Raw genomic sequence first — 24938 nt, forward strand, 5'->3', positions numbered from 1 at the left:
GATGGACGCATGAGATGAACGGGTCGCAGAGCGGGCACTCGCGACCTTCCGGACCTGCCGTATGCGCGGTACGGGCGCAGTGCGATGATGACCCGGCCATGACTGATCCCCAAGCGACGCCCGCCGGAGTCGGCCTCCGGCTGACCCGGGCCGCGGTGTTCACCGCGCTCTGCGTCGTGCTGTCCGCGGGCGGGCACGCACTGGGGTCCTGCGCCACCGTGCCCTGGTGGGCTCTGGTCATCGCCTTCCTGGCCGTGTTCGCCGTCGCCGCCCCGCTCGCGGGACGACGCCGCTCGCTGCCCGGCCTGACCGCCGGGCTCGCCGCCGGCCAGCTGGGGCTGCACGCGGTGTTCGGCCTCGCCCAGCACCGCGCCGCCGTCGCCGAGGCGCGCAGCGCCTCCGACACCTCGCTCTCGGAACTCGCCGCGCAACTGGTGTGCGGCGGCGGCTCCGTCCCGCCCGGGCCGGCCGACGCCCGACGGATCCTGGAAGCCGCCGGGCTGGACCCGGCCGCCCTCGCGGTCCAGGCCGAGGCACAGGCCCACGCCGGCCACGCCCACCTGGCCGGGGCCGCCGCCGAACCGGCCACCGGCCTGCTCAGCCCCGGCATGTTCGCCGGCCACCTGCTGGCCGCGTTCGCCGCGGCCTGGCTGCTCGGGCGCGGCGACGCCGCCCTGTTCCGGCTCGCCGAGCTGTCCCGCAGCTCCACCGAGGCCGGCCCGGTGCGCCCGCTGCGCGCCGCGCTGGCCTTCGTACGGGCGCTCCGCGCCGGGCTCGCACTCGCCCCCGCGGGCGGGCCGCGGCTCCCGCGTACGGCCTCCGAGCCCGCGGCGCCCACGGGCCGGGAGGCACTCCAGCACACGGTGATCAGGCGCGGGCCGCCCATGGCCCTCGCCCTCGCAGCCTGACGCGACACCCTCCCCCGGAGCACGAGCACCTGGGCGACGGTGCCGCGGAACCGCACGCACCCGCGTGCGCAGCCACCGTTTCCCTGCCCCTGTGGAGTGTTTCCGTCATGAAGACCTCGCGCGTCTCCCTCGTCGCCGCCCTCGCCGCCGGCTCCGTCCTCGCCCTGTCCGGTACGGCCTTCGCGCACGTCGGCGTCCAGCCCGGCGAAGCGGTGAAGGGCGGTTACGCCACCCTCAACTTCAAGGTGCCGAACGAGCGCGACAACGCCTCGACCACGCAGCTGGAGGTCAACTTCCCGGCCGACCAGCCCCTGACGTCCGTCATGCCGCAGGACGTCCCGGGCTGGACCGTGACGGTCGAGAAGACCAAGCTCGACAAGCCGCTCACCGTGCACGGCAAGCAGATCAACGAGGCCGTCACCAAGGTCACCTGGACCGGCGGCAAGATCGAGCCCGGCAAGTTCCAGCAGTTCCCCGTCTCCGTCGGCAAGCTGCCGGAGAACGCCGACCGGATGGTCTTCAAGGCGATCCAGACGTACGACAACAACGAGGTCGTCCGCTGGATCGAGGAGCCCAAGGAGGGCGCGGCCGAGCCGCAGACCCCGGCTCCCGTCCTGAAGCTGACCGCGGCCAAGGCCGCCGACGCCCACCACGACGACGCCAAGAAGCCGGCCGACGCCGCGCACTCCGGCGAGGACGGCCACACCGAGGCGGCCGGCGGAAGCGGCTCGGACACGACCGCGCGCGCCCTCGGCGTCGCCGGCATCGTCGTCGGCCTCGCCGGTGTCGCGTTCGGCATCTCCTCGCGCCGCCGCGCCTCCTGACCGGGCGCCCTCCAGGGGCGTATCCACACTTCACCGCATCCGCGCGGCCGGACCCCTCGTCCGGCGGCGCGTCAGCGACCCACCCGATTCCAGGGACAACACGCCATGCGCACCACACGTGTGACGGTCGCCGCCCTCGTGGCGGCGGCCGCCCTCACCCTCACCGCCTGCGGCGGTGGGACCCCCGCGAAGACCGACGGGGTCACGCAGATCACCGGCCAGTCCAAGGCCGGGGCCGCGACGGTCCTCGACCGCCCCTTCGACAAGCCGGAGCTCATCCTCACGGACACCGGCGGCAAGCCGTGGAACCTGCGTGAGCAGACCCAGGGCAAGCCGACCCTCATCTACTTCGGCTACACCAACTGCCCCGACGTGTGCCCGCTGACGATGAGCAACATCGCCGTCGCCAAGAAGGCGCTCCCGAAGGCCGACCAGGAGAACCTCCGGGTCGTCTTCGTCACCACCGACCCCGAACGGGACACTCCCGAATCCCTCGGCGCGTGGCTCAGGGCCCAGGACCCGTCCTTCACCGGACTGACCGGGGACTTCGCCACCATCCAGGCCGCCGCGCGCCAACTCGGCATCGGCATCGACCCCGCCAAGAAGGAGGCCGACGGCAGCGTCGTCTCCATGCACGGCGCCCAGGTCATCGCGTTCTCCCCCAAGTCGAACGAGGGCTACCTCCTCTACGGCGAGAACACGACCGTCGACACCTACACCAAGGACCTGCCGAAGATCATCAAGGGAGAGAACCCGTGACCGCCCGCACCACCACCCGCACCCTCGCCGCCGCCCTCTCCCTGGCCGCGGCCCTGGCCATATCCGGGTGCTCCTCCGACCCGGACGCCGCCGACAAGCCGAAGATGACGGTCAGCGGCGCGTTCATGCCCGAACCGGTCAACGACAAGATGGCCGGCGCCTTCATGGTCATCAAGAACGACTCCAAGACCGCCGACAAGCTCACGGCCGTCACCGGTCCGCTCTCGGACGACATGCAGATCCACGAGACCAAGGACCAGAAAATGCAGCAGGTCCCGGCCATGGACGTGCCGGCGAACGGCGAGCTCAAGCTGGAGCGCGGCGGCAACCACATCATGCTCATGGGGCTCAAGGACAAGCCGAAGGTCGGTGACAAGGTCACCATCGAGCTGCGTTTCGAGAAGGCCGACCCGGTCAAGGTCGAACTGGACGTGAAGGAACGGACGTACCAGGCCCAGCACACCGCATCCCACTGACGCACTGACGGACCGAGGGACTGACACGCCATGACGGCCACCGCCCCCGCCCCCTCCACGGCCCGCGACCGGGCTGCGGCACTGCTGCCGCGGCTCGCGCTGGTCCTCGCAGCCCTGCTGGCGACCCTGTTCACCGCGGCCGCCCCGGCCACGGCACACGCCGCCCTCACCGCGAGCGACCCCAAGGACGGGGCGGTGGTCGCCACGGCTCCCGCCCAGGTCACCCTCTCCTTCTCGGAGCAGGTCGCCATGGGCGACGACTCGATCCGCGTCCTGGACCCGCAGGGCAAGCGCGTGGACACCGGCGAACTGCGCGACATGTGCAGCGGATCCACCGTCCGCTACGGCACCGCCCTGCACTCGGGCCTGCCCGACGGCACCTACACCGTCGCCTGGCAGGCCGTCTCGGCCGACAGCCACCCCATCTCGGGAGCCTTCACCTTTTCCGTCGGCGCCCCGTCGGCCACCAGCGTCACCCTGCCCAACCGGCAGGCGGGCGGCGGTCCCGTCGGCATCGCGTACGGCATCGCCCGGTACGCCGCCTACGCGGGCTTCACGGTGCTGGTGGGCGGCTGCGCCTTCGTCCTGGCCTGCTGGCGGCGGGGGTCCGCGCAGCGACCGCTCCAGAAGCTCGTCCTGCGGTCCTGGGTGACGCTCACCGCGGCCACTCTGGTGATGCTGGTGCTCCGCAACCCGTACACCGGATCCGGAGAGTTCGCCGACACCTTCGACCTGGGCGGCCTCAAAGCCGTGCTGGAGACCAAGACCGGCGCCGCACTCGTGTCCCGGCTGCTGCTGCTCGGTGCCGCCGCGCTCTTCATCGCCGTGCTCTTCGGTGCGTACGCGCGACGGCAGACCGGGGCTCACGGGGCCGTGGGTGCCGACGACGCCGAGGGCACTGACCGGGACGGCGGCACCGACGGGGGCGACGGCACCGACGGCGCAGCCGAGAAGGACACCGCCGACCTCTTCTTCGGTCTCTGCATCGGCGGCGGCGTGGTCGCCGCCGGCATCGCCGCGACCTGGGCCCTGTCCGAGCACGCGTCCACCGGCATCCAGCCCGGCATCGCCATGCCCGTCGACATCCTGCACCTGCTGGCCGCAGCGACCTGGCTCGGCGGACTGGCGGCCCTGCTCGTCGCGCTCCACAAGGTCCCCGGCATCGGGCGCGACGGCGTCCGGCGCTTCTCGCGGCTGGCGTTCGCCGCGGTCCTGGTCCTCGCCGTCACGGGCGTCTACCAGTCCTGGCGTCAGCTCGGCAGCTGGTCGGCCCTCACCGGAACCGCGTACGGACGGCTGTTGCTGCTGAAGGTCGGGCTCGTCGCCGTCCTCGTCGGCATGGCCTACCTCTCCCGGGGCTGGACCGCGCGGCTGGCAGAGGCACCCGCCGGGGAGCTGGCCGAGGCGGGTACGGCGAGCGGTGTTTCACGTGAAACATCGAAGGCCGCCGCTGAGCAACCGGCGGATTCCGGGGCTCCCACCAAGACCGCCGAGGCCGCCGAGGACCCTCGGCGCGCCGCACAGCTCGCCCGGCAGCGTGCGGCCGTGCAGAACGCCCGCGCGCGGCAGGCGCGCGACGCGGACCCGAACCGGGCCGGCCTGCGCCGCTCGGTGCTCGCCGAGGCGGGCGTGGCCGTGGTGCTCCTCGCCGTGACCACCGTGCTGACCAGCACCGAGCCCGGACGGGCCGCCGCCCAGGAGACGGGTCGTGGGGCGGGCGCCGCCACGGCGGTACCCGACCGGGCCGTCAAGATCACCCTGCCGTTCGACACGGGCGGCTCCCATGGCAAGGGCTCCGCCCGGCTCCAGCTCGACCCGGGCCGGGTCGGCGCCAATACCCTCCACCTCTGGGTCGAGTCCCTCGACGGCACCCCTCTCGACATCCCCGAGATCAAGGTCGCCTTCACCCTGCCCGCCAAGGACATCGGCCCCCTCCCGCTCGTTCCCGAGCGCGCGGCCGCCGGACACTGGAGTGCCTCCGGCGTCCAGCTGCCGCTCGCCGGGGACTGGCGCATCGACGTGACCGTCCGCACCTCCGAGATCGACCAGACAACCGTGCAGAAGACCGTGAAGATCGGCTGACCAGCGTGACCGAGAGCAACCCCGACATCGCAATCTCCCGCCGCAAGCTGCTGGGCACCGTCGGCGCCGCGGGCGCCGCCGGACTGGCCCTCGGCGGCGCCAGCGGGGCGCTCGTCCAGTCCGCCCTGGCCGACGGGCCCTCCGGAGCGGCCGGCGCCCCCGGCGGCGCCGGGCTGTCCTCGGTGGGCGCCACCCGGGTCGCGTTCCAGGGCGACCACCAGAGCGGCATCACGACGCCGCTCCAGGCCAAGGGCCACGTGCTCGCCTTCGACCTGGCTCCCGGTGCCGGCCGCAAGGAGGCCGCCGCCCTCATGCGCCGCTGGTCGGACACCGCCCGCCGGCTCATGGCAGGGGAGACCGCGCCGACGGCGGACACGGGCATCGCCCTCGACGCCGGGCCGTCCTCCCTGACGGTGACCTTCGGCTTCGGCCACTCCTTCTTCGAGCGCACCGGGCTGGCCGACCGCCGCCCCACCGCCCTGGACCCGCTGCCGGAGTTCTCCTCCGACCGGCTCGATCCGCAGCGCAGCAACGGCGACCTGTGGGTGCAGATCGGCGCCGACGACGGCCTCGTCGCCTTCCACGCGCTGCGCTCCCTCCAGAAGGACGCCGGGGAGGCCGCCCGCGTGCGCTGGCAGATGAACGGCTTCAACCGCTCTCCCGGCGCCACTGCCACCCCGATGACCGCCCGCAACCTGATGGGCCAGGTCGACGGCACCAACAACCCGAAGCCCTCCCAGGCCGACTTCGACAAGCGGATCTTCGTGCCCGCCGCCGGACCCGGGCCCGCCGAGCACGCATGGATGGGCGGGGGCTCGTACGCCGTCGTCCGGCGCATCCGGATGCTCCTGGACGAGTGGGACAAGCGGTCCCTCGCCCAGCAGGAACAGGTCATAGGCCGGACCAAGGCCACGGGTGCGCCGCTCACGGGCGGCACGGAGACCAGCCGGATGGAGCTCGACAAACTCGGCGCGGACGGCAAGCCCGTCATTCCCGCCAATGCCCACGCCCGGATCTCCGCCCCGGAGCAGAACGGCGGGGCCGCAATGCTGCGGCGCCCGTTCTCCTTCCACGACGGGATCTCCGCCGACGGCGCGCCCGACGCCGGACTGCTGTTCATCTGCTGGCAGGCCGATCCGCTGCGCGGTTTCGTGCCCGTACAGCGCAAGCTCGACCGCGGGGACGCGCTGTCGGAGTTCCTCCGGCACGAGTCCAGCGGCCTGTACGCCGTGCCGCCGGGGCCGCGCGACGGGGAGTACGTGGGGCAGCGTCTGCTCGAAGGGTGAACGGCCCCCCTCCCGGCGGGTGCCCGGCATTAGGCTGATCGCATGTCGGCCACCCGTTTCACCTATCTCGGTCCCGAGGGCACCTTCACCGAAGCCGCCCTTCGCACTCTGCCGGAAGCCGCGACCCGGGAGCTCGTCCCGATGGTGTCGGTGCCGGCCGCCCTGGACGCCGTGCGCAACGGGGAGGCAGCGGCGGCGCTGGTGCCGATCGAGAACTCGGTGGAGGGCGGTGTCACGGCCACCCTGGACGAGCTGGCCTCCGGCGAACCGCTGATGATCTACCGCGAGGTGCTGCTGCCGATCGCCTTCGCGCTGCTCGTGCGGCCCGGTACCCAGCTGTCGGACATCAAGACCGTGACCGGGCACCCGGTCGCCCAGCCGCAGGTGCGCAACTGGCTGCGGGCGAACCTGCCCGACGCGGTGTGGGAGTCGGCCGCGTCGAACGCGGACGGCGCCCGCCTGGTCCAGGAGGGCCGCTTCGACGCGGCCTTCGCGGGCGAGTTCGCGGCCGCCACCTACGGGCTCGTCCCGCTGGTCACCGAGATCCATGACGCGCAGAACGCCGAGACGCGGTTCGTCCTGGTCGGCCGGCCGGCCCGGCCCGCCGCGCCGACCGGCGCCGACAAGACCTCGGTCGTGCTGTGGCTCGGCGACGACCACCCCGGCGCGCTGCTGGAGCTGCTCCAGGAATTCGCCGTGCGGGGGGTCAACCTGATGCTGATCCAGTCCCGGCCGACCGGCCAGGGCATCGGCAACTACTGCTTCGCGGTCGACGCCGAGGGCCACATTTCCGACCGGCGGGTGAGCGAGGCGCTGATGGGCCTCAAGCGGACCTGTCCCCAGGTGCGGTTCCTCGGCTCCTATCCCCGTGCCGGGGTCACCCGCAGTGACGTGCGGGCTCCACGGCCGGGGACCTCGGACGGCGACTTCACGGCTGCTTCCGACTGGCTGGCGCGCTGCCTCGACGGCCGGTCGTAAGCGGCGTCCGCCGTATCCACTGTCCACAGAGTTATCCACAGGGCGAGAAGAGGACCTGTGGACTAGTCGACAGTCAGGGCCCGCAAGGTCGACAAATCGGTCTACGGCCCGGGTTTCGCGCGGGAGAGCAGGGGATGAACGGCGTCACCCACGCATCGGCGACCAACTCTTTGGAGCGAGTCATTCCCACCCGAATGAGCGCGTGAGGGTGGTTTGAACCTTGAATCGCGATGACCACCCAGTGGACGGGATTGATCTGATTCCGTGTCCACAGATGCCACACACAGCCTGTGGACAACTCTGCTGGTCGGGCAATTCCTGTGGACAAGACGGGGACGGCCCACCGACCCTGCAGGTGTCCGAACGTTGGGATTGCACCCCTCCCCGGGGAATCGGCGACTTTTGGGGACCGACCGGCATCCGGTCGCTTCCGGCCAGCGGAAGAGAGTTTTGCATTCACGGCAATTGGGACATAGCGACACGCAGTGTGATATCGGTGTGAGCCCGGGAAGCCCAGACCGGTAGCCTGGAGGGGTGATTGACCTTCGGCTGCTCCGTGAAGACCCTGACCGTGTCCGCGCCTCGCAGCGCGCCCGTGGAGAGGACGTCGATCTTGTCGACGCCGTCCTCTCCGCCGACGAGCGCCGCAGGTCCTCCGGGATGCGCTTCGACGAACTGCGCAACGAGCAGAAGTCGCTCGGCAAGCTCATCCCCAAGGCCTCCCCGGAAGAGCGTGCGGAGCTCCTGAAGAAGGCCGAGCAGCTCAAGACCGACGTCAAGGCGGCCGAGGCCGAGCAGAACGAGGCCGACGAGGCCGCCCGGAACCTGCTCCTCAAGCTCGGCAACGTCGTTCACCCGGACGTCCCGGTAGGCGGCGAGGAGGACTTCACCGTCCTCGAAACGCACGGCACGATTCGCGACTTCGCCGCCGAGGGCTTCGCACCCAAGGACCACCTGGAACTCGGCGAGGCGCTGGGCGCCATCGACGTCGAGCGCGGCGCCAAGGTGTCGGGCTCGCGTTTCTACTACCTGACCGGCGTCGGCGCCCTGCTGGAGCTGGCCCTGGTCAACGCGGCGATCGCGCAGGCCACCGAGGCCGGGTTCATCCCGATGCTGACCCCCGCCCTGGTACGCCCCCGGGCCATGGAGGGCACGGGCTTCCTCGGCCAGGCCGCCGAGAACGTCTACCACCTGGAGAAGGACGACTACTACCTGGTCGGCACCTCCGAGGTTCCGCTCGCCGCGTACCACATGGACGAGATCATCGACGCCGAGAAGCTGCCGCTGCGCTACGCCGGCTTCTCGCCGTGCTTCCGCCGCGAAGCCGGTACCTACGGCAAGGACACCCGCGGCATCTTCCGCGTCCACCAGTTCGACAAGGTCGAGATGTTCTCGTACGTCGCGCCGGAGGACGCCGCGGCCGAGCACGCCCGACTGCTCGCCTGGGAGAAGCAGTGGCTGACCAGCCTGGAGCTGCCGTTCCAGGTGATCGACGTCGCCACCGGTGACCTCGGCGCCTCCGCCTCGCGCAAGTTCGACTGCGAGGCGTGGATCCCGACGCAGGGCAAGTACCGCGAGCTGACCTCCGCCTCGAACTGCGACGGCTTCCAGGCCCGCCGCCTGTCGATCCGCGTCCGCGACGGCAAGAAGACCCAGCCGCTGGCGACGCTGAACGGCACGCTGTGCGCCGTGCCCCGCACGATCGTCGCGATCCTGGAGAACCACCAGCAGGCCGACGGCTCGGTCCGGGTCCCCGCTGTGCTCCGTCCGTACCTGGGCGGCCGCGAGGTCCTGGAGCCGATCGCCAAGTGAGCCCGGCCCCGTTCCCGTACAAGCTCGTCGCGACCGATCTCGACGGCACGCTGCTGCGCAGCGACGACACGGTCTCGGAACGCACCCGGGAAGCGCTCGCCGCGGCCACCGCGGCGGGCGCCGTCCACATCATCGTCACCGGCAGGGCCGTGCCCTGGACCCGGCGCGTGCTGGACGACCTCGGCTACCGGGGGATAGCGGTGTGCGGCCAGGGCGCGCAGGTCTACGACGCAGGCGCGCACCGGCTGCTGACCTCGGTGACGCTGGACCGGCAGCTGGCCGGTCTGGCGCTGTCGAAGCTGGAGGCCGAGGTGGGCCCGCTCGCGCTGGCCGCCAGCCGTGACGGGGTGGACGGCGACGTGCTGTTCGGGCCCGGCTACCGGGTGCAGGGCGGCCTGCCGGCGGTGTACCTCGAGGACACCGCCGCGGTGTGGTCGGCTCCGCTGAACAAGCTGTACATCCAGCACCCCGAGCTCGACGACGACGCCCTGGTCACGGTGGCACGGCAGACGGTCGGCTCGCTGGTCGACATCGTCATGGCCGGTCCGGGGATAGTGGAGATCCTGCCGCTCGGCCTGACCAAGGCCACCGGGCTCTCCCTCGCCGCGCGCCGGCTGGGGGTGAAGGCCGCCGAGACCATCGCCTTCGGCGACATGCCCAACGACATCCCGATGTTCGGCTGGGCGGCACACGGCGTGGCGATGGCCAACGCCCATGCGGAGCTCAAGGCGGTGGCCGACGAGGTCACGACCTCCAACGAGGAGGACGGGATCGCGGTGGTTCTGGAGCGCCTGCTGGGCGCCGCGTAGGGGAGTTGTCGCGCTCGGACGGCCCGTCCGTGCGGATGTGAGGGTCCGGGGCAGCCCGCGCCGAACGGCGCGCTCGAAGTGGCTGCCCCGGACCTTTTGTTCTCCCCGCACCGCCCACTCTGCCCCGGGCGGAAGCCCCGTACCAGTTATTTTCGGCGCCTCGGAGGCGGCCCAGGGGCAGGCCGCCGCGGGTCATGTTTCACGTGAAACATGACCAGGAGGGCGGCAGGGGTGCGGGTTGCGGGTCAGTGGCCAGGCGAGCAGGCCGACGGAGAGTGAGATCGCGTGCCCGAGGTCGGTGAAGGTGGCCCCGGTCAGGAGCGGGACCCCGAAGAAGGCGACGGCGCCGGCCAGGTAGAACCAGCGCAGGGGACTGGGGAGCCGGTAGGTGAGGACACCCACGGAGGCCGCGAGGCCGTAGCTGACGCCGACGTCGACGACGTGGACCATGCTGTGCGGTGCCCGGTGGTCCTGGACGGCCGTCAGGACGAGCTTCTGGCTGATCAGGGTGGCCGTGATGTGGGCGGTGGCGACGATGGCGAGCCAGCGCAGGGTACCGAGCCAGCGTTCCACGGAGGCGTGGAAGACCTCGAAGAGGACGGCGTAGAGGGCGAGCGAGGCCGGGTTCTCGATCCAGAAGGCGCTGGAGAGCAGGGCGCGTACGGGGTGCCGGGTGAGCTCGTGGATATTGCTGCTGTGACGGTGGAGCAGGACGCTTTCGAGATGGTCGGGGGCGATCACGACGACGAGGCTGGTGATCGCGATGACGAGCAGCCATACGTGCGTTCCGGGCGAGGAGCGTATCCAGGACCTCACGGGCCTGGAGGGCTCCGGCTCGGGGCGCTCGGTCATGCCCCGATGATGCCCCGCACGGCTGTGCCCCGCCCGGCTGGTGGGCCGGGCGGGGCACAGGTGCTCCGGGCTCTTTCCGGGGCCGTTGGGGCCCGTCCTGCTGTTCCTATTCCTCGCCGGCGAGGGTGAGGCGGCGCAGCTTCTGGCCGGCGTACACGGTGGCGCCGACGGTGACCACGGTGAGGAGGACGACCGCGGTGGACAGGGCGACGGTGGCGTCGACGTAACCCTCACCGGCGACCTTCTCGGCCACGGCCAGGGCCCACTGCTGGACGCTGAGGGTCTTGGCGCCGGAGACCAGGCTGCCGAAGAGCGACTCCCAGATCAGTGCGTAGACCAGGCCGAAGACCACAGCGTGCCGACTGACCGTGCCCAGCAGCAGGAACAGGGCGCTGTAGGCGATGGAGGCGACCAACGCGGCAATGGTGTAGGCGACGGCGATCTGCTGGCCGTTGTTGTTGAGGATGAAGCCGGCGATCAGCGTCGGAATGGCCGAGAAGGCCATCGTGACGGCGATCGCGACGATCAGCTTGGTCATGATGATCGTCGGCCGCTTCACCGGCTTGGAGAGCAGGTAGACGATCGAGCCGTCGTCGATCTCCGGACCGATGGCACCGGTACCGGCGATGACGCCGATCAGCGGGACCATCGTCGCCAGTGCGAAACCGCCCAGCAGATCGGCGGCGATCTTGTCGTCCAGGCCGGTGAAGACGCGGACGGCAGCCGCGATGACGATCAGCATGGCGGGCAGCGCGAAGAGGATCAGCGCGCGGCGGCGGCCGAGCAGGGCACGGTAGGTGAGCCGGGCCACGGTGGGGTTGTACATGGGTGCCAGCTCCTTCAGGCCGCGACGAGGTAGGAGAAGACCGACTCGAGGGACTCGTCGGAGGGGGAAACCGTGAGCAGCCGGATGCCGTGGGCACGGGCGACCTGCGGCAACAGCTCCGTGAAGCGCCCGAAGTCGACGGCCTGGATGCGCAGGGCGCCCTCCTTGACGTCGACCTCGATCCCGGCCGTGGACGGGTCGGCGATCAGGGCTGCGGCGAGGGCCCGGTCGTCGGAGGACCGGACCACGTAGCGGTGCGGGCGGTCCGTCATCAGGCGGCGGATCTTGCGGAAGTCGCCGGAGGCGGCGTGCCGGCCGGCGACGACCACCTCGATGTGGGAGGCGAGTTGCTCGACCTCCTCCAGGATGTGGGAGGAGAACAGGACGGTGCGCCCCTCCTCGCCCATGCGCCGCAGCAGGTCCATGAGCTGCATGCGCTGACGCGGGTCCATACCGTTGAACGGCTCGTCGAGCAGGAGCACCGACGGGTCGTGGACCAGTGCGGAGGCCATCTTCACGCGCTGGCGCATGCCCTTGGAGTAGGTCGCGATCTTGCGGTCCTGGGCGTACTCCATCTCGACGGTGGCCAAGGCGCGCTGCGCGGCGGCGTCGTCGAGACCGTGGAGCTCGGCGTTGGCGACCACGAACTCCCGGCCGGTGAGGAAGTCGTACATGGCCTCGCGCTCCGGCACGACGCCGATCTGCCGGTAGGCCTGCTCGTTGCCCCAGATGGGGGCGCCGTCGAGGGTGACGGTGCCCGTGGAGGGGGCCAGGAAGCCGCCCATCATGTTGATCAGGGTGGACTTGCCGGCGCCGTTGGGGCCGAGCAGCCCGGTGACGCCGGGGCCGATCCGCATGGTCACGTCGTTGACGGCGACGACGTTCCCGAACCAGCGGGAGGTGTGGTCGATGTCGATGGTGGTCACAGCCCGGCCTTCCGGTAGCGCGCCATCAGGGCGGTGTACGAGCCCGCGATGAGGGCGAGGATGACGAGCAGGTAGACGAAGCCGACGCCCGTCGAGGGGCCCTCGCCGCCGGGGAAGGCGGAGGTGGCGCCGAGGAACGCCGTCTGCATGCCGTCGATCAGGGTGATCGGGGAGAACAGGCCCATCCACTCGATCGGTGCGGTCGTTCCAGCGCTGTAGGAGACGCCCTGCACCGCGGTGACCGCGCCGTAGGGGATCACCAGCAGGGCGATGACCCCGGCCACGCCGAAACCGCGGCGCGGGGTGAGCGCGGCCACGACCAGGCCGAGGCCGGCGAAGAGGACCGAGAGCAGCAGCACGGAGACCAGCCCCTGAGCGAACCCCTTGGTCTGGTCCGCGAAGTCGAATTTGGCCAGCAGCGAGCCGATCCACATGATCAGCAGCGGGGTGGCGGTGAGGATGAACAGGGCCGAGGCCATCGCCGCGAACTTGGCGAGGACGTAGTCGACCCGCTCGATCGGCCGCGAGAAGTACAGCGGCACGGTCTTGAACCGCAGGTCGCGCGAGACCGACTGGGGTGCCTGCGAGGCGAGGTAGAGGCCGATGACCATCTGGGTGGTCAGGGCGTACGTCGTGTACTTGATCGGCAGGTCGGTCGACCCGGGCACCGCGATGGCGATGGCCACGATGATCAGCGCGGGGATGCACATCACCGCGAAGAGGATCATCGGGAGGACCTTGGACTTGGCCGAGCGGCCGAGCCCGTACGCGCCGCGCAGGGACTGCGAGTACAGCGAGGTGCGGGCGTAGGAGCGGCCGAGCCGGGCGCCTTCGTAGGACCGGTAGCCGATGTTGTGGATCTGGGTGGAGGTCTCAGGCGCCATCGCCACCGGGCCCCTTCTGCTGGTCGTTGTCGCGGAAGACCTCCGCGATGTGGTGGCGGCGCTGTTCCATGCGGACCAGGCCGAGGCCGAGGCCTGCGACGGTGTCGACGATCGTGTCGTAGGTGCTCTCGCCGGTGGCCTCGACGAGCAGGATGTGACCCGCGCCGGGCAGTCCCTGCTCCTCGCCCGGGTGCAGGACGACGCCCGCCTCGGCGAGTGCCGCGCGCAGGGCTGCGGTGCCGTCCGGGTGCGCATCCGAGTCGGTGACCTCGACGGCGACGGTCGCGGTGGTCTGCATGAAGTCGCTGGTGGAGCTGGACCGCAGCAGCTTGCCGCCGTCGACGACCACGACGTGGTCGCAGGTCCGCTCCAGCTCCCCGAGGAGGTGCGAGGTGACCAGCACCGAGATGCCGAAGTCGGTGTGCACGCGGCGGATCAGGCCGAGCATCTCGTCACGGCCGACCGGGTCGAGGCCGTTGGTGGGCTCGTCGAGGAGCACCAACTGCGGGTCGTGGACGAGCGCCTGGGCGAGCTTGACGCGCTGCTTCATGCCGGTGGAGTAGCCGCCGATGGGGCGGTAGCGCTCCTCGTACAGCCCCACGTGGCGCAGGGTGTCGGCGGTCCGCTCGCGGGCGGCGGCCGGCGGGAGCCCGGACATGCGCGCCATGTGCACGACGAACTCGGTGGCCGAGACGTCGGGGGGCAGGCAGTCGTGCTCGGGCATGTAGCCGACCCGCTCCCGGATGGCACTACCGTGCGTCGCGACGTCGAGGCCGAGCACGGAGGCGCGCCCCTCGGTGGCGGGGGACAGTCCCAGCAGGATCTTGATCAGCGTGGACTTGCCGGCACCGTTGGCGCCCACCAGGCCGGTGACTCCCGGGCCGATGTCCAGGGAGAGCCGGTCGATGGCGGTCACTCGGGGGTACCGCTTGGTCAGGCCTTCGGCCGCGATGACAGTCACGGCTTCGACGGTAGTGGCGCGTCACCTGCAGGTCGTCAGACTTGGAGCGCGATCCGGTATCAGCCTTCAGGACTACGAACCCTGACACGAGACTGATGTGCACCGGACAACTTTGTCCACAGGTCCGCGCACGCCCCTTGACGCGACCTCCGGCCATTGTCACATTCATCAATGTCAAGTTACTGGCGGTACGGCTCTACGGACGGACGGCTATGGGTGGGGACACGAGGCAGCGCACCGCACGGCTCACCGATCGGCTCGCCGCCGACCTCCGCGGCTTCAGAGAAGTGCAGCGCCTCGCCTACGAGTGCGCCGAGGCCGTGGCGGCGCAGCTGCGGCCGGGCGTGACCGAGCGCGAGGCCGCGCGGATGCAGCGGGAGTGGCTGCGCGAGCGCGGGGTGCGGGACTGGTTCCACCTGCCGTTCGCCTGGTTCGGCGACCGCACCGCCTTCGCGAGCTTCAAGATCCCGCTCCAGTTCTTCCCGACCAACCGGAGGCTGGAGCCGGGGATGCCGTTCATCCTCGACATGGCACCGGTCCACCGTGGCTACGCGGCCGACATCGGGTACTCGGGCAGCCTCGGGCTGAACCCGGTGCAGGACCGGCTGATGTCCGACCTGCGCGCCCACCGGGAGCTGATCCTCGGGCAGGTCCGCGAACGCCGCCCGCTGCGCGAGATCTACGAGAACGTCGACCGGCTGATGGTCCGGCAGGGGTACGCCAACCGGCACCGCGCCTACCCCTTCGGCGTGATCGCCCACAAGATCGACCGGGTGCGGGAACGGCGCTGGTCCCCCACCGCGTTCGGGTTCGGGGTGCAGTCCCTCAAGGGGTTGGCTTCCGACGCCCTGCACGGGCACCGGGAGGGCTGGTCCCCGTTGTGGAGCCCGTACCGCTTCTCCGACCACGCCCCGCAGCCCGGGATGTGGGCGGTGGAGCCGCACCTGGGGTTCCGGGGCACCGGCGCGAAGTTCGAGGAGATCCTGGTCGTCACGGACTCCCGGGATCCCGAGGAGAGCGCGTTCTGGCTGGACGACGATCTGCCGCACGTGCGGCGCTGGGCCGAGGAGAAGGCAGCATGAGCGGCAGGGGCGGGGCGGACGGCATGGACCGTGTGACGGGCGAGGGCGTGGGCAGGAGCAAGGGCGTGGACGCTGTGGGTGGGGTGAACGGGGTGCGCCGCACGGGTCTGGCCGGAGCGCGCGAGCGCCGGGTGAACACCGGCGGGATCGAGCTGTGCGTGGTCGAGCTCGGGGACACGGCCCGGCCGACCGTGGTGCTCGTGCACGGGTACCCCGACAGCAAGGAGGTCTGGGCGGAGGTCGCCGAGCGGCTCGCGGCCCGTTTCCACGTCGTGCTCTACGACGTGCGCGGCCACGGACGCTCCACGGCGCCCGTACCGCTGCGCGGCGGGTTCACGCTGGAGAAGCTGACCGACGACTTCCTGGCGGTGGCGGACGCGGTCAGCCCGGAACGCCCGGTGCACCTGGTCGGCCACGACTGGGGCTCCGTGCAGGGATGGGAGTTCGCAACCGTCGCCCGGTCCGAGGGCCGGATCGCCTCCTTCACCTCCGTGTCGGGGCCCTCCCTCGACCACTTCGGTCACTGGATCAAGAAGCGGATGAGCCGGCCCACCCCGCGCCGGGCCTCACAACTGCTGGGCCAGGGCCTCAAGTCCTGGTACGTGTACGCACTCCACACCCCCGTCCTGCCGGAGCTCGCCTGGCGCGGGCCGCTCGGCAAGCGGTGGCCAGGCATCCTGGAGCGCGTCGAGAAGGTGCCGGCCGGCTCCTACCCGACGCCCTCGCTGCCCTCGGACGCCGCGCACGGGGCCTGGCTCTACCGTGACAACGTGCGGTCCCGGCTGAGCCGCCCGCGCGCCGACGCGTACGCCCACGTACCGGTGCAGCTGATCACGCCGACCGGAGACGCCTTCCTCTCCGAGAAGCTCTACGACGACCTGGAGCGGTGGGCCCCCGACCTGGTGCGGCGCACCCTGCCGGCCAAGCACTGGGTGCCCCGCACCCGCCCCGACCAGCTGGCCGCGTGGATCACCGAGTTCGTCACCGCCCGGGAGGAGCCCTCCGCGCGGGCCCCGGAGACCAGGGCTCCGGGCAGGTACGCCGACTGGTTCGGGGGCCGCCTGGTCCTGGTCACCGGCGCCGCCAGCGGCATCGGCCGGGCCACCGCCTTCGCGTTCGCCGAGGCCGGGGCCCGGGTGGTGTGCGTGGACCGGGACGCGGAGGGCGCGGAGCGCACGGCCGGCATGGCCCGGCTCATCGGCGCCCCCGAGGCCTGGGGCGAATGCGTCGACGTCAGCGACGAGCAGGCCATGGAGAAGCTCGCGGCGAAGACCGCGGCCGAGTACGGCGTGGTGGACGTCCTGGTCAACAACGCCGGGATCGGCCTGTCGGGTCCGTTCCTGCAGACGACGGCGGAGGACTGGAAGAAGGTCCTCGACGTCAACCTGTGGGGCGTCATCCACGGCTGCCGGATCTTCGGGAAGCAGATGGCCGAGCGCGGCCAGGGCGGACACATCGTCAACACCGCTTCCGCCGCCGCCTACCTGCCGTCCCGTACCCTGCCCGCGTACAGCACGTCGAAGGCGGCGGTCCTGATGCTGTCGGAGTGCCTGCGCGCCGAACTGGCCCCGCAGTCGATCGGCGTCTCGGCGATCTGCCCGGGCATCGTGAACACCGGCATCACCGCCACCTCCCGGTTCGCCGGGGTGGACGCGACCGAGGAGAAGCGCCGACAGGCGCGCGCCTCGCGGCTGTACGGGCTGCGCAACTTCCCGCCGGAGAAGGTCGCCGACGCGATCCTCCGGGCGGTCGTGCACGACGAGGCCGTGGTCCCGGTGACGCCGGAGTCCAAGGGTGCCCTGTGGATGTCCCGCTTCGCGCCCCGCGCCCTGCGGCGGCTCGCCCGGATGGAACCCCGGCTGTGAACGGGGGCCGCGCGGCCGTGTACCCCTCATTCCGGCGGTCGTACCATCCCTCGCAGGAGGGCTCGCTGCGCAGGCGGGGCCGGGCCGCCATGTCGTAGGGAGCCGGGATTGTCCGATCAGGCAGCAGCCGAGTACCGGATCGAGGATCTGGCGCACCACAGTGGAGCCACGGTGCGCACGATCCGGGCGTACCAGGACCGTGGCCTGCTGCCGAAGCCGGAGCGGCGCGGCCGTTCGAACGTCTACGGCGTCACGCACCTGGCGCGGCTGCGCCAGATCGCCGACCTGCTGGACCGCGGCTACACCCTGGCCTCCATCAAGGAGCTGCTGGAGGCCTGGGACGCGGGGCGGGGACTCGGCGGCGTCCTCGGGCTCGTCGCCGAGGTGCACGGGCCGTGGACCGACGAGGAGGCGGCCCGGGTCAGCCGGGCCGAGCTGGACGAGCGCTTCGGCGGCACCTCCGACGACGCCACCGTGAACGAGGCCTGTGCGCTGGGCGTGCTGGAGCGGATCCCGGGCCGTCCGGAGGAGTTCCTGGTCCCCTCGCCGCAGGAACTGGCGGTGGCCGCCGAGCTGTACGCGGCCGGGGTGCCGCTGCAGGCGATCACCGGGCACCTGCGGGAACTGCGCGGGCAGGTCGAGCACATAGCCTCCCGCTTCCTGGAGTTCACCACCGAGCACGTCTTCGCCCGCTACTTGGGGCAGGTGCCGCCGACGGACTCGGACGCCGCGGAGGCGGCGGCCCTGGTCCGCCGGCTGCGGCCGCTGGCCCAGCAGACGGTGGACGCCGAGCTGGCACGGGCCATGCGGCTGTTCGCGACCCGGCACCTGCAGCGGCACCTCGGCGCCGCCGGCGCGCCGCAGGCATCGGGACCGGCGTCCGTGGCCCTGCCGGCCGGGACGGTACGGGCGGTGCAGGAGCTGGTCGGCGCCGAGCACGTGGGGGAGTTCGTCCGGGCGGCGACGGAACGGGAGCTGCAGGCCCGCAGGATGAACGACCTGGCTCAGCGGGGCGGCCGACGGGATCCGGTGGACGACGGAGAGTAGTCCACAGGGCGGATCGCTCGTTTGCCGTCAAAACCCACCCAACCGGCTGTGGACAAGCCGGGGATTCCTGTGGGCAAACCTGTGGACGACGTCAGCCGACGGCCTCGAACCCCGGTCTGGCAGCGGGGGCTTCCCGCGTCCCGCCGCCTGCTTCCCGACCCGCACCCCGGCCACCCGCCCGCCGGCCGGCGCCGCGTGGGCCCGAGGCGCGCCCCGAGCCGCCGTACAGGAATCCGGCGAGGGCCAGCCCCGCGGCCCCTCCGACCAGCTGAGCCGCGATGAAGCCGGGCAGCGACTGCGGGGCGATGCCCGTGAAGGAGTCGCTGAAGGCGCGCCCGACGGTGCCGGCCGGGTTCGCGAAGGAGCCCGAGGAGGTGAACCAGATCGCGCAGGCGATGTACGCCGCCACCGCCGCCGGGACGAGCTTCGGGCGACCGATGCGCTCCAGGCCCTGGATGACGAGGACGAGACCGGCGGTGGCGACGATCTCTCCGACGAGCAGGTGGCCGCCGCGGACCTGGGTGGAGAGGACGCCCGGGGCCCGCCCGAACATCACCTCGGCGAGGAGGGCCCCGGCGACGGCCCCGACGGTCTGGGCCGCGGCGTAGACGAGCGCATCCCGTCCCGCCAGCCCCTCGCCGCCGCGCCGACGGGCCCACCAGGAGGTGAGGGTGACCACGGGGTTGAGGTGGGCCCCGGACAGCGGGCCGAAAAGGGTGATGACCAGCCCGAGGCCGATGGCCGACGCGAGCGAGTTCGCGACGAGGGCGACCCCGGTGTCGCGGCTGAGGCCGGCCGCCCGGATGCCGGAACCGATCACCACCACGAGCAGGCCGGTGGTGCCGACGAGTTCGGCGACGGCACGGCGCGGCAGGGAAGCGCGAGTCGTCATGAGGTCCCCCCTGGACAGGATCGTCAATGGAAAAGACATTCCGCATCTTGGAAGAAGAGTAGCGGCTGTCCACGACCGGACGGCCTGGCGGAAAATCGCTGCAGCGGTCCCGACCGGACCGGCAAGCTGGGCCCATGGACGACAGACGCACCGTGAAGGTGTCCAAATACGTCTCGAAACACCTGCGGCACCAGCCGGAGCGCATCGGACTCGCTCTCGACGCGCACGGCTGGGTGGAGATCGACGCCCTTCTGCGTGCGGCCGCGGCCCACGGATTCCCCATCACCCGTGCCGAGCTCGACCACGTCGTCGCCGCCAACGACAAGCAGCGCTTCGCCGTCGAGGGCACGCGCATCCGCGCCAACCAGGGCCACACCGTCCCCGTCGACCTGGACCTCCCGCCGGCGGAACCGCCCGCGTACCTCTACCACGGCACGGTCGCCGCCGCGCTGGGCGCGATCCGCGCCGAGGGCCTGCGGCCCATGGCCCGGCACCACGTCCACCTGTCCCCCGACCGGGAGACCGCGACCCGCGTCGGCGCGCGGCGCGGCAGGCCGATCGTGCTCAGCGTGGACGCGGGCGCGATGCACGCAGCCGGGCACGTGTTCCGGGTCAGCGCCAACGGGGTGTGGCTGGTGGACGCGGTCCCTCCGCAGTTCCTGCGCCTGCCGTGACTGTCCCGAATTTCCCAGGAGATTGTCAGATGAGCGCCCTAATGTGTTGCTCACTCCGTGATCCGTGAGGGGGGGCACCTCGCGATCGCCGAACTTTCCCGTAACACGCGAGGTGACACTCCATGACGTCCAACTTCCAGGTGGACCTGCGCGGTCTGGTCGACCTGCTCTCCCACCACCTCTATTCCAGCCCGCGCGTCTACGTCCGCGAGCTGATGCAGAACGCGGTGGACGCGGTCACCGCCCGCCACGCGCTCGACCCGGAGGCGGAGATCCGCATCCGCCTGTCGGCATCCGCGGACCGGGTCACCATCGAGGACAGCGGCATCGGCCTGACCGCCGCCGAGGCCCACTCCCTCCTCGCCACCATCGGCCGCAGCTCCAAGCGCGGTGGCGAGCACGGCCTGGAGACCGCCCGCCGCGAGTTCCTCGGCCAGTTCGGCATCGGCCTGCTCGCCTGCTTCGTCGTCGCCCGCGAGATCCGCGTCATCACCCGCTCCGCACGCGACCCGCAGGCCGCACCCGTCGAGTGGCTGGCCACGGACGACGGCTCGTACACCGTCCGCGAACTGCCCCACGACGCCCGCCCGGAGCCCGGCACCACCGTCGTCCTCCAGGCCCGGCCGGGTGCCGAGGAATGGATGGTCCCCGCCAAGGTCGAGCAGCTGGCCCGCGACTACGGCTCCCTCCTGCCGTACGACATCACCTTCGACGACGGCCGGGGCGGCGACCCGCGGCCCGTCACCGACCGGCCCGCCGTCTGGGACCGCGCCTTCCCCACGCCGGCCGCCCGCCGCGTCGCGCTCGCCGGGCACTGCGCGCAGCTCTTCGGCTTCACCCCGCTCGACACCATCGACCTGGACCTGCCCGTCGCCGGGGTCCGCGGCGTCGCGTACGTCCTGCCCGAACCGACCAGCCCCGCCCACCGGGCCGGACACCGCGTCCACCTCAAGGGCATGTTGCTCACCGACCGGGCCGACAACCTGCTGCCGGACTGGGCGTTCTTCGTGCGCGCCGTCCTGGACACCGACACCCTGCGGCCCACCGCCTCCCGCGAGAACCTCTACGACGACGAGACCCTGTCCGCCGTCCGGGAGGCGCTCGGCGCCCGTATCCGCGCCTGGCTGGCCGAGCTCGCCGCCAGCGAACCGGACCGGCTGGCGGCGTTCCTGAACGTCCACCACCTCGGGGTCAAGTCCCTGGCCCGGCACGACGCCGACCTGCTCGGCCTGATGCTGCCCTGGTTGCCGTTCGAGACCAGCGACGGCTCGATGAGCCTGCAGGAGTTCGCGGCCGCCCACACCGAGATCCACTTCACCCGCACCGTCGAGGAGTTCCGCCAGATCGCCCCGATCGCGGCGGCCCACGGCCTCGGCGTCATCAACGCCGGCTACACCTACGACGCCGACCTGCTCGCCCTGCTGCCCACCGTACGGCCGGACCTGAAGGTCACCGAGCTGGATGCCGGCGCCGTCACCGAACGGCTCGACCCGGTCCCGACCGCCGCCGAGCTCGCCCTCGCGCCCTTCCTGTCCACCGCCCGCACCCGCCTGCAGCCGCAGGGCTGCGACGTGGTGCTGCGCGCCTTCCAGCCCGTCTCCGTCCCGGCGCTCTACCTCGACGACCGGCAGGCCCGCCAGGAGCGCGACCGGACCGCCGCCCTGGACAGCGCCGACTCCCTGTGGGCGGGCATCCTCGGCGCCCTGCGCGGCTCCGCGCCGCGCGCCCGCCTGGTGCTCAACCACCACAACCCGCTCATCCGCCGGATCGCGGCCCTGTCCGACGAGGCGCTGGCGGGGACCGCCGTCGAGTCGCTGTACGGGCAGGCTCTGCTGATGTCCCAGCGGCCGCTGCGCCCGGCCGACTCCACCCTGCTCAACCGGGCCTTCCTCGGGCTCCTGGAATGGGCGACCCACTCCGCCGACGCCCAGGAGGGCCAGCAGTGACCATGACGCACGAGGAGGTCCGGCGGGGCCTGGCGGAGAACCGCGGCGCCCCGAACGGGACCGCCCGCAATGCCCACGCCGAGGCCCTGGTGGGCGCGGCCGAAGCCCTCGGCGATGCCGCTCTGTTCCGCGACGCACTGGACAACCTGGTCCACGCCTACCTGTGGAGCTCCGAGTCCTCCAAGATGCTGGTGCCCTTCGCCCGGCTGCTCCAGGAGTACGACAAGGACCCCGGCTCCTTCGCCAAGTGGGACGCCCACTCCCTGTTCTGGCAGTTCAAGTGGGTGGCCACGGCCATCTCCGACTCCCCGGAGATCCCGCTCGAATCGGCCTGGGGCTGGGTCGCGGAGATGGAGCGCCGCTACCGGGTCGCCGGCTACACCGAGCGGCCCGTGCGCGAGGCCGAGATGTGGCTCGCCCACTCCGCCGGGGACGACGAGCGGGCCGACCGGGCCCACCGGGCCTGGCTGGCGGCGGACCGCGACAGCATGAGCGACTGCCACGCCTGCGAGCTCAACAGCCAGGGCAGCTACGCCGCCCTGCGCGGCGACGACGCACAAGCCCTGGAGCACTGGCGGCCCGTACTGGACGGCGAGCGGACCTGCGCCGAGGAGCCCCACCGGGTACTGGCCACGTCGCTGCTGCCACTGCTGCGCCTCGGCCGTCTCGACGAGGCCCGCTCCCACCACCTGCGCGGCTACCGCATGGCCCGGGGCAACGAGAGCCTGCTGCCGTCGATCGCCAAGCACATCGAGTTCTGCGCGCTGAGCGGCAACGAGTCCCGCGGGCTGGAGATCCTCGCCGAGCACGCCGCCCACCTGGCTCCGCTCGCCAACGTCGACGACCAGCTGGCCTTCCACGGCGGCATCCTCGTCCTGCTGCGCCGGCTGCAGGAGCTCGGGCACGGCAACAGCCCGGCCGCCTCCTACGAAGGCGTCCCTCGCACGGTCTCCGAGCTGCACGAGGTGATGTACGCGGGCTCGCTCGCCATCGCCCACCGCTTCGACGCCCGCAACGGCACGAACCGGGTCTCGGACCGCTTCCTCGCCCGGATCGGAGCGCAGCCGCTCGTCGACGTGCTGCCGCTGGGCGTGCGCAGCGCACCGCTCCCGCAGACCGCGGGCGCCCCGGCCACGGCGGCGGCCGTGGCCGCGGCACCGACGGCGACACCCGGGCCGGCGGCGGCTGCAGCCCCGGTCGCCGCCGGGGCCGCCTTCGCCGAGCTGGTGGAGCGGGCCCGGCGGGCTCGCGACCAGGGGCATCCGGCCGCGGACGGGCTCTGGGCGGAGGTGGCCGTACGGGTGGGCGCCCTCCCGGAGGAGGACGTGGATCCGCTGATCGCCGCCGACGTGGCGGACAGCCGGGCGCTGGCCGCCGCACGCGCCGGTGCCCAGGAGGCGGGGGAGCTGCTGATGGCGGTCCGCGACCGCTACCGGTACCTCGGACAGGCGCAGCGGGCCGCGCTGGCGGAGGTGCGGCTGGCGAGCGTGGCCGGCCAGGACGGGGCCGAGCCCGACCGGGTTCGGGAACTGCTGGCCGCGGCGGCGCGGGCGGCCGGGGCGCTGGATCGGGACGAGCCGCTGCGCGCCCGCCGGATCGCCTCGGCGGAACTGGCCGCGATCCGCATCGAGCCACACCTGCGCGCGCGGGAAACCGGCCACGAGCACGCGTACGCGCCGCAGCCCGACCACGCTCCCCTGCAGGGCCACGACCCGGAGCACGACCACGGGCAGCGGGAGCTGACCGCCTTCGCCGAAGCGCACGCGCAGACGCTGCCGGATCTGGCCGCCGACGCCGAGGAAGCGCTCGGCCGGATCGCCCTGTCCCAGGGCGACCCCCAGCGGGCCGCAGCGCTGCTGGCCTCCGCCGCGCGGCACGCCGCCGAAGCGGGCCGGCCGTGGCAGGCCGTGGACCCGCTGGTGCTGCGGGCCGGACTGCTGATGTCGCTCGGGCAGCCCGAGGAGGCCGAGCAGGCGGCCCGCTCCGCGGTGGAGTCCGCCGTGGAGATCGTCGACGCCGAGACGCAGGGAACCGTACGGCTCACCTGTGCGGACATCCTGATGTGGCGGGCCGAGGCGGCGGCCGAGGCGGCGGAGCACGCGCTGACGGCGGCGCACTGGTTCGACCAGGCCGGACTGTCCTCCCTCAACGGGGCACAGGCACGGCTCCTCCTGGCCCGGGCGTACGCGCGGGACGACCGCTTCGCCGATGCGGCGGAGGTCCTGCAGTCCGCGCTGCCCGACCTGCTGGAGCACGGTGATCTCCAGGCCGTGTCGGCACGGCAGTTCCTGGGCGACCTGCTGCGGCAGCTGAACGAGCCGCGGGCCGCGGCGGAGCAGTTCCTGCTGGCGGCGGAGGCGGCCGAGGACTGGAACGGCCCGCAGCCGCAGGCGGACCTCGCGCACTCGGCCGCGGACCAGCTCTCTGCGGCGCAGCTGCCCGAGGAGGCGATCGCCGCGTACGAACGGGCCTTGGAGCTGTACCGGGCGGACGGCGGCGCGCCGGTCGCAGAGGTACGGATCCTTCGCTCCCTGGCCTGGCTGGCCCTGCGCGACGGGGCAGCGCGGGCGAGCGTCGCGCGGGCGCGGTTCTTGATGGACGAGGCGGTCGGGGTGCTGACGACCGCTTCCGACCCGGGGAACCCCCCGCTGCGGGCCGAGCTCGCCCAGACCTGGCACCAGCTGGCTCAGGTACTCGACCGACAGGTGACCACCGCCGAGCAGCTCGACGACGAGTACGGGGAGGACGCACGGCCCGCCGATCAGCTGGACGCGGCGGAGCTCCGGGCACTGCGTCTGGAGGAGGTCGACCTGTGCGAGCGGGCCGCCGCCGTCTACGCGGAGCTGGGACCGGACCACCTGGACGAACGCCTGCAGTGCGTGCAGTACGCCGCCTGGACCGAGCAGGAACTGGGGCACGACGAGGCGGGGGCGGCCCGGATGTCGGCACTGGTCGAAGAGCTTCGGGCGCTGCCGCAGGACACGGCGAAGACCCTGCTGGAGCGTGCCGAGTACACGCTCCAGCGGCTGTCCTCCTGAGCCGGGATGCC

General features: G+C 72.2%; 21 protein-coding genes. 15 read left to right on the forward strand and 6 right to left on the reverse strand.

Going from position 1 to position 24938, the window contains the following annotated elements:
* The first annotated feature begins 98 nt into the window (after nucleotides 1–98).
* From ACZ4VL_RS05085 to ACZ4VL_RS05125, 9 genes are all read left to right on the forward strand, one after another.
* Nucleotides 99–908 carry a hypothetical protein gene (locus tag ACZ4VL_RS05085; RefSeq protein WP_468195985.1) on the forward strand — a complete coding sequence of 270 codons (810 nt, stop codon included), beginning with the start codon at nucleotides 99–101 and terminating at the stop codon, nucleotides 906–908.
* 107 nt (nucleotides 909–1015) lie between these two features.
* Nucleotides 1016–1732 carry a YcnI family copper-binding membrane protein gene (locus tag ACZ4VL_RS05090; RefSeq protein WP_468195987.1) on the forward strand — a complete coding sequence of 239 codons (717 nt, stop codon included), beginning with the start codon at nucleotides 1016–1018 and terminating at the stop codon, nucleotides 1730–1732.
* A 105-nt stretch (nucleotides 1733–1837) separates the two neighbouring features.
* Entirely contained in the window at nucleotides 1838–2491 is a 654-nt protein-coding gene (locus tag ACZ4VL_RS05095) for an SCO family protein (protein ID WP_468195989.1), read from the forward strand.
* Nucleotides 2488–2967, forward strand: coding sequence for a copper chaperone PCu(A)C (locus ACZ4VL_RS05100; RefSeq protein WP_468195991.1), 480 nt, complete (start codon nucleotides 2488–2490; stop codon nucleotides 2965–2967). Before ACZ4VL_RS05095 ends, ACZ4VL_RS05100 begins: the two co-directional genes overlap by 4 nt.
* Nucleotides 2968–2997: 30 nt before the next feature.
* Nucleotides 2998–5049 (forward strand): copper resistance CopC/CopD family protein, encoded by a 2052-nt coding sequence (locus ACZ4VL_RS05105; protein WP_468195994.1) that lies wholly within the window; start codon nucleotides 2998–3000, stop codon nucleotides 5047–5049.
* On the forward strand, nucleotides 5046–6335 hold the full coding sequence (efeB, locus tag ACZ4VL_RS05110) for an iron uptake transporter deferrochelatase/peroxidase subunit (RefSeq protein WP_468196146.1): 1290 nt from the start codon (nucleotides 5046–5048) through the stop codon (nucleotides 6333–6335). The genes ACZ4VL_RS05105 and efeB overlap by 4 nt, the downstream gene beginning before the upstream one ends.
* A 42-nt stretch (nucleotides 6336–6377) precedes the next feature.
* The gene (gene pheA, locus ACZ4VL_RS05115; RefSeq protein ID WP_468195996.1) at nucleotides 6378–7313 is read left to right on the forward strand and encodes a prephenate dehydratase; all 936 of its coding nucleotides are present in this window, start codon (nucleotides 6378–6380) and stop codon (nucleotides 7311–7313) included.
* Nucleotides 7314–7847: 534 nt separating this feature from the next.
* Nucleotides 7848–9125, forward strand: a complete 1278-nt coding sequence (gene serS / locus ACZ4VL_RS05120; protein ID WP_468195998.1) for a serine--tRNA ligase — start codon at nucleotides 7848–7850, stop codon at nucleotides 9123–9125.
* Nucleotides 9122–9934 (forward strand): HAD family hydrolase, encoded by an 813-nt coding sequence (locus ACZ4VL_RS05125; protein ID WP_468196001.1) that lies wholly within the window; start codon nucleotides 9122–9124, stop codon nucleotides 9932–9934. Before serS ends, ACZ4VL_RS05125 begins: the two co-directional genes overlap by 4 nt.
* A 192-nt stretch (nucleotides 9935–10126) precedes the next feature.
* Here ACZ4VL_RS05125 and ACZ4VL_RS05130 read toward each other — a convergent pair whose 3' ends face one another.
* The 5 genes from ACZ4VL_RS05130 to ACZ4VL_RS05150 all read right to left on the reverse strand — a co-directional run bounded on the left by ACZ4VL_RS05130 (nucleotide 10127) and on the right by ACZ4VL_RS05150 (nucleotide 14383).
* On the reverse strand, nucleotides 10127–10786 hold the full coding sequence (locus tag ACZ4VL_RS05130) for a rhomboid-like protein (protein ID WP_468196003.1): 660 nt from the start codon (nucleotides 10784–10786) through the stop codon (nucleotides 10127–10129).
* 106 nt (nucleotides 10787–10892) lie between these two features.
* Nucleotides 10893–11612 (reverse strand): ABC transporter permease, encoded by a 720-nt coding sequence (locus ACZ4VL_RS05135; protein ID WP_468196006.1) that lies wholly within the window; start codon nucleotides 11610–11612, stop codon nucleotides 10893–10895.
* A 14-nt stretch (nucleotides 11613–11626) separates the two neighbouring features.
* Nucleotides 11627–12538, reverse strand: a complete 912-nt coding sequence (locus ACZ4VL_RS05140; RefSeq protein WP_404237242.1) for an ABC transporter ATP-binding protein — start codon at nucleotides 12536–12538, stop codon at nucleotides 11627–11629.
* A complete protein-coding gene (locus ACZ4VL_RS05145) occupies nucleotides 12535–13422 on the reverse strand; it encodes an ABC transporter permease subunit (RefSeq protein WP_468196009.1) in 888 nt (295 codons plus the stop codon). Before ACZ4VL_RS05145 ends, ACZ4VL_RS05140 begins: the two co-directional genes overlap by 4 nt.
* Nucleotides 13412–14383 (reverse strand): ABC transporter ATP-binding protein, encoded by a 972-nt coding sequence (locus tag ACZ4VL_RS05150; RefSeq protein ID WP_468196011.1) that lies wholly within the window; start codon nucleotides 14381–14383, stop codon nucleotides 13412–13414. Before ACZ4VL_RS05150 ends, ACZ4VL_RS05145 begins: the two co-directional genes overlap by 11 nt.
* Nucleotides 14384–14595: 212 nt before the next feature.
* Here ACZ4VL_RS05150 and ACZ4VL_RS05155 point away from each other — a divergent pair, with 212 nt between their 5' ends.
* The 3 genes from ACZ4VL_RS05155 (at nucleotide 14596) to ACZ4VL_RS05165 (ending at nucleotide 18377) form a co-directional block, all read left to right on the forward strand.
* Nucleotides 14596–15465, forward strand: coding sequence for a M24 family metallopeptidase (locus ACZ4VL_RS05155; RefSeq protein WP_468196014.1), 870 nt, complete (start codon nucleotides 14596–14598; stop codon nucleotides 15463–15465).
* Nucleotides 15462–17330, forward strand: coding sequence for an SDR family oxidoreductase (locus ACZ4VL_RS05160; RefSeq protein WP_468196018.1), 1869 nt, complete (start codon nucleotides 15462–15464; stop codon nucleotides 17328–17330). Before ACZ4VL_RS05155 ends, ACZ4VL_RS05160 begins: the two co-directional genes overlap by 4 nt.
* Nucleotides 17331–17438: 108 nt before the next feature.
* The gene (locus ACZ4VL_RS05165) at nucleotides 17439–18377 is read left to right on the forward strand and encodes a MerR family transcriptional regulator (protein WP_468196020.1); all 939 of its coding nucleotides are present in this window, start codon (nucleotides 17439–17441) and stop codon (nucleotides 18375–18377) included.
* 91 nt (nucleotides 18378–18468) lie between these two features.
* On the opposite strand, the gene ACZ4VL_RS05170 is transcribed toward ACZ4VL_RS05165, so the two are convergent.
* Nucleotides 18469–19269, reverse strand: coding sequence for an aquaporin (locus ACZ4VL_RS05170; RefSeq protein WP_468196023.1), 801 nt, complete (start codon nucleotides 19267–19269; stop codon nucleotides 18469–18471).
* 134 nt (nucleotides 19270–19403) lie between these two features.
* Between ACZ4VL_RS05170 and ACZ4VL_RS05175 the strand changes: the two genes are divergently transcribed.
* The 3 genes from ACZ4VL_RS05175 to ACZ4VL_RS05185 all read left to right on the forward strand — a co-directional run bounded on the left by ACZ4VL_RS05175 (nucleotide 19404) and on the right by ACZ4VL_RS05185 (nucleotide 24927).
* On the forward strand, nucleotides 19404–19943 hold the full coding sequence (locus ACZ4VL_RS05175) for an RNA 2'-phosphotransferase (protein ID WP_468196025.1): 540 nt from the start codon (nucleotides 19404–19406) through the stop codon (nucleotides 19941–19943).
* Nucleotides 19944–20065: 122 nt separating this feature from the next.
* Nucleotides 20066–21889 (forward strand): HSP90 family protein, encoded by a 1824-nt coding sequence (locus ACZ4VL_RS05180; RefSeq protein WP_468196027.1) that lies wholly within the window; start codon nucleotides 20066–20068, stop codon nucleotides 21887–21889.
* Complete coding sequence (locus tag ACZ4VL_RS05185) at nucleotides 21886–24927, forward strand: tetratricopeptide repeat protein (RefSeq protein WP_468196029.1); 3042 nt, start codon at nucleotides 21886–21888, stop codon at nucleotides 24925–24927. Before ACZ4VL_RS05180 ends, ACZ4VL_RS05185 begins: the two co-directional genes overlap by 4 nt.
* Nucleotides 24928–24938: the final 11 nt, after the last annotated feature.

This window comes from Streptomyces sp. NPDC029014, assembly GCF_055564695.1.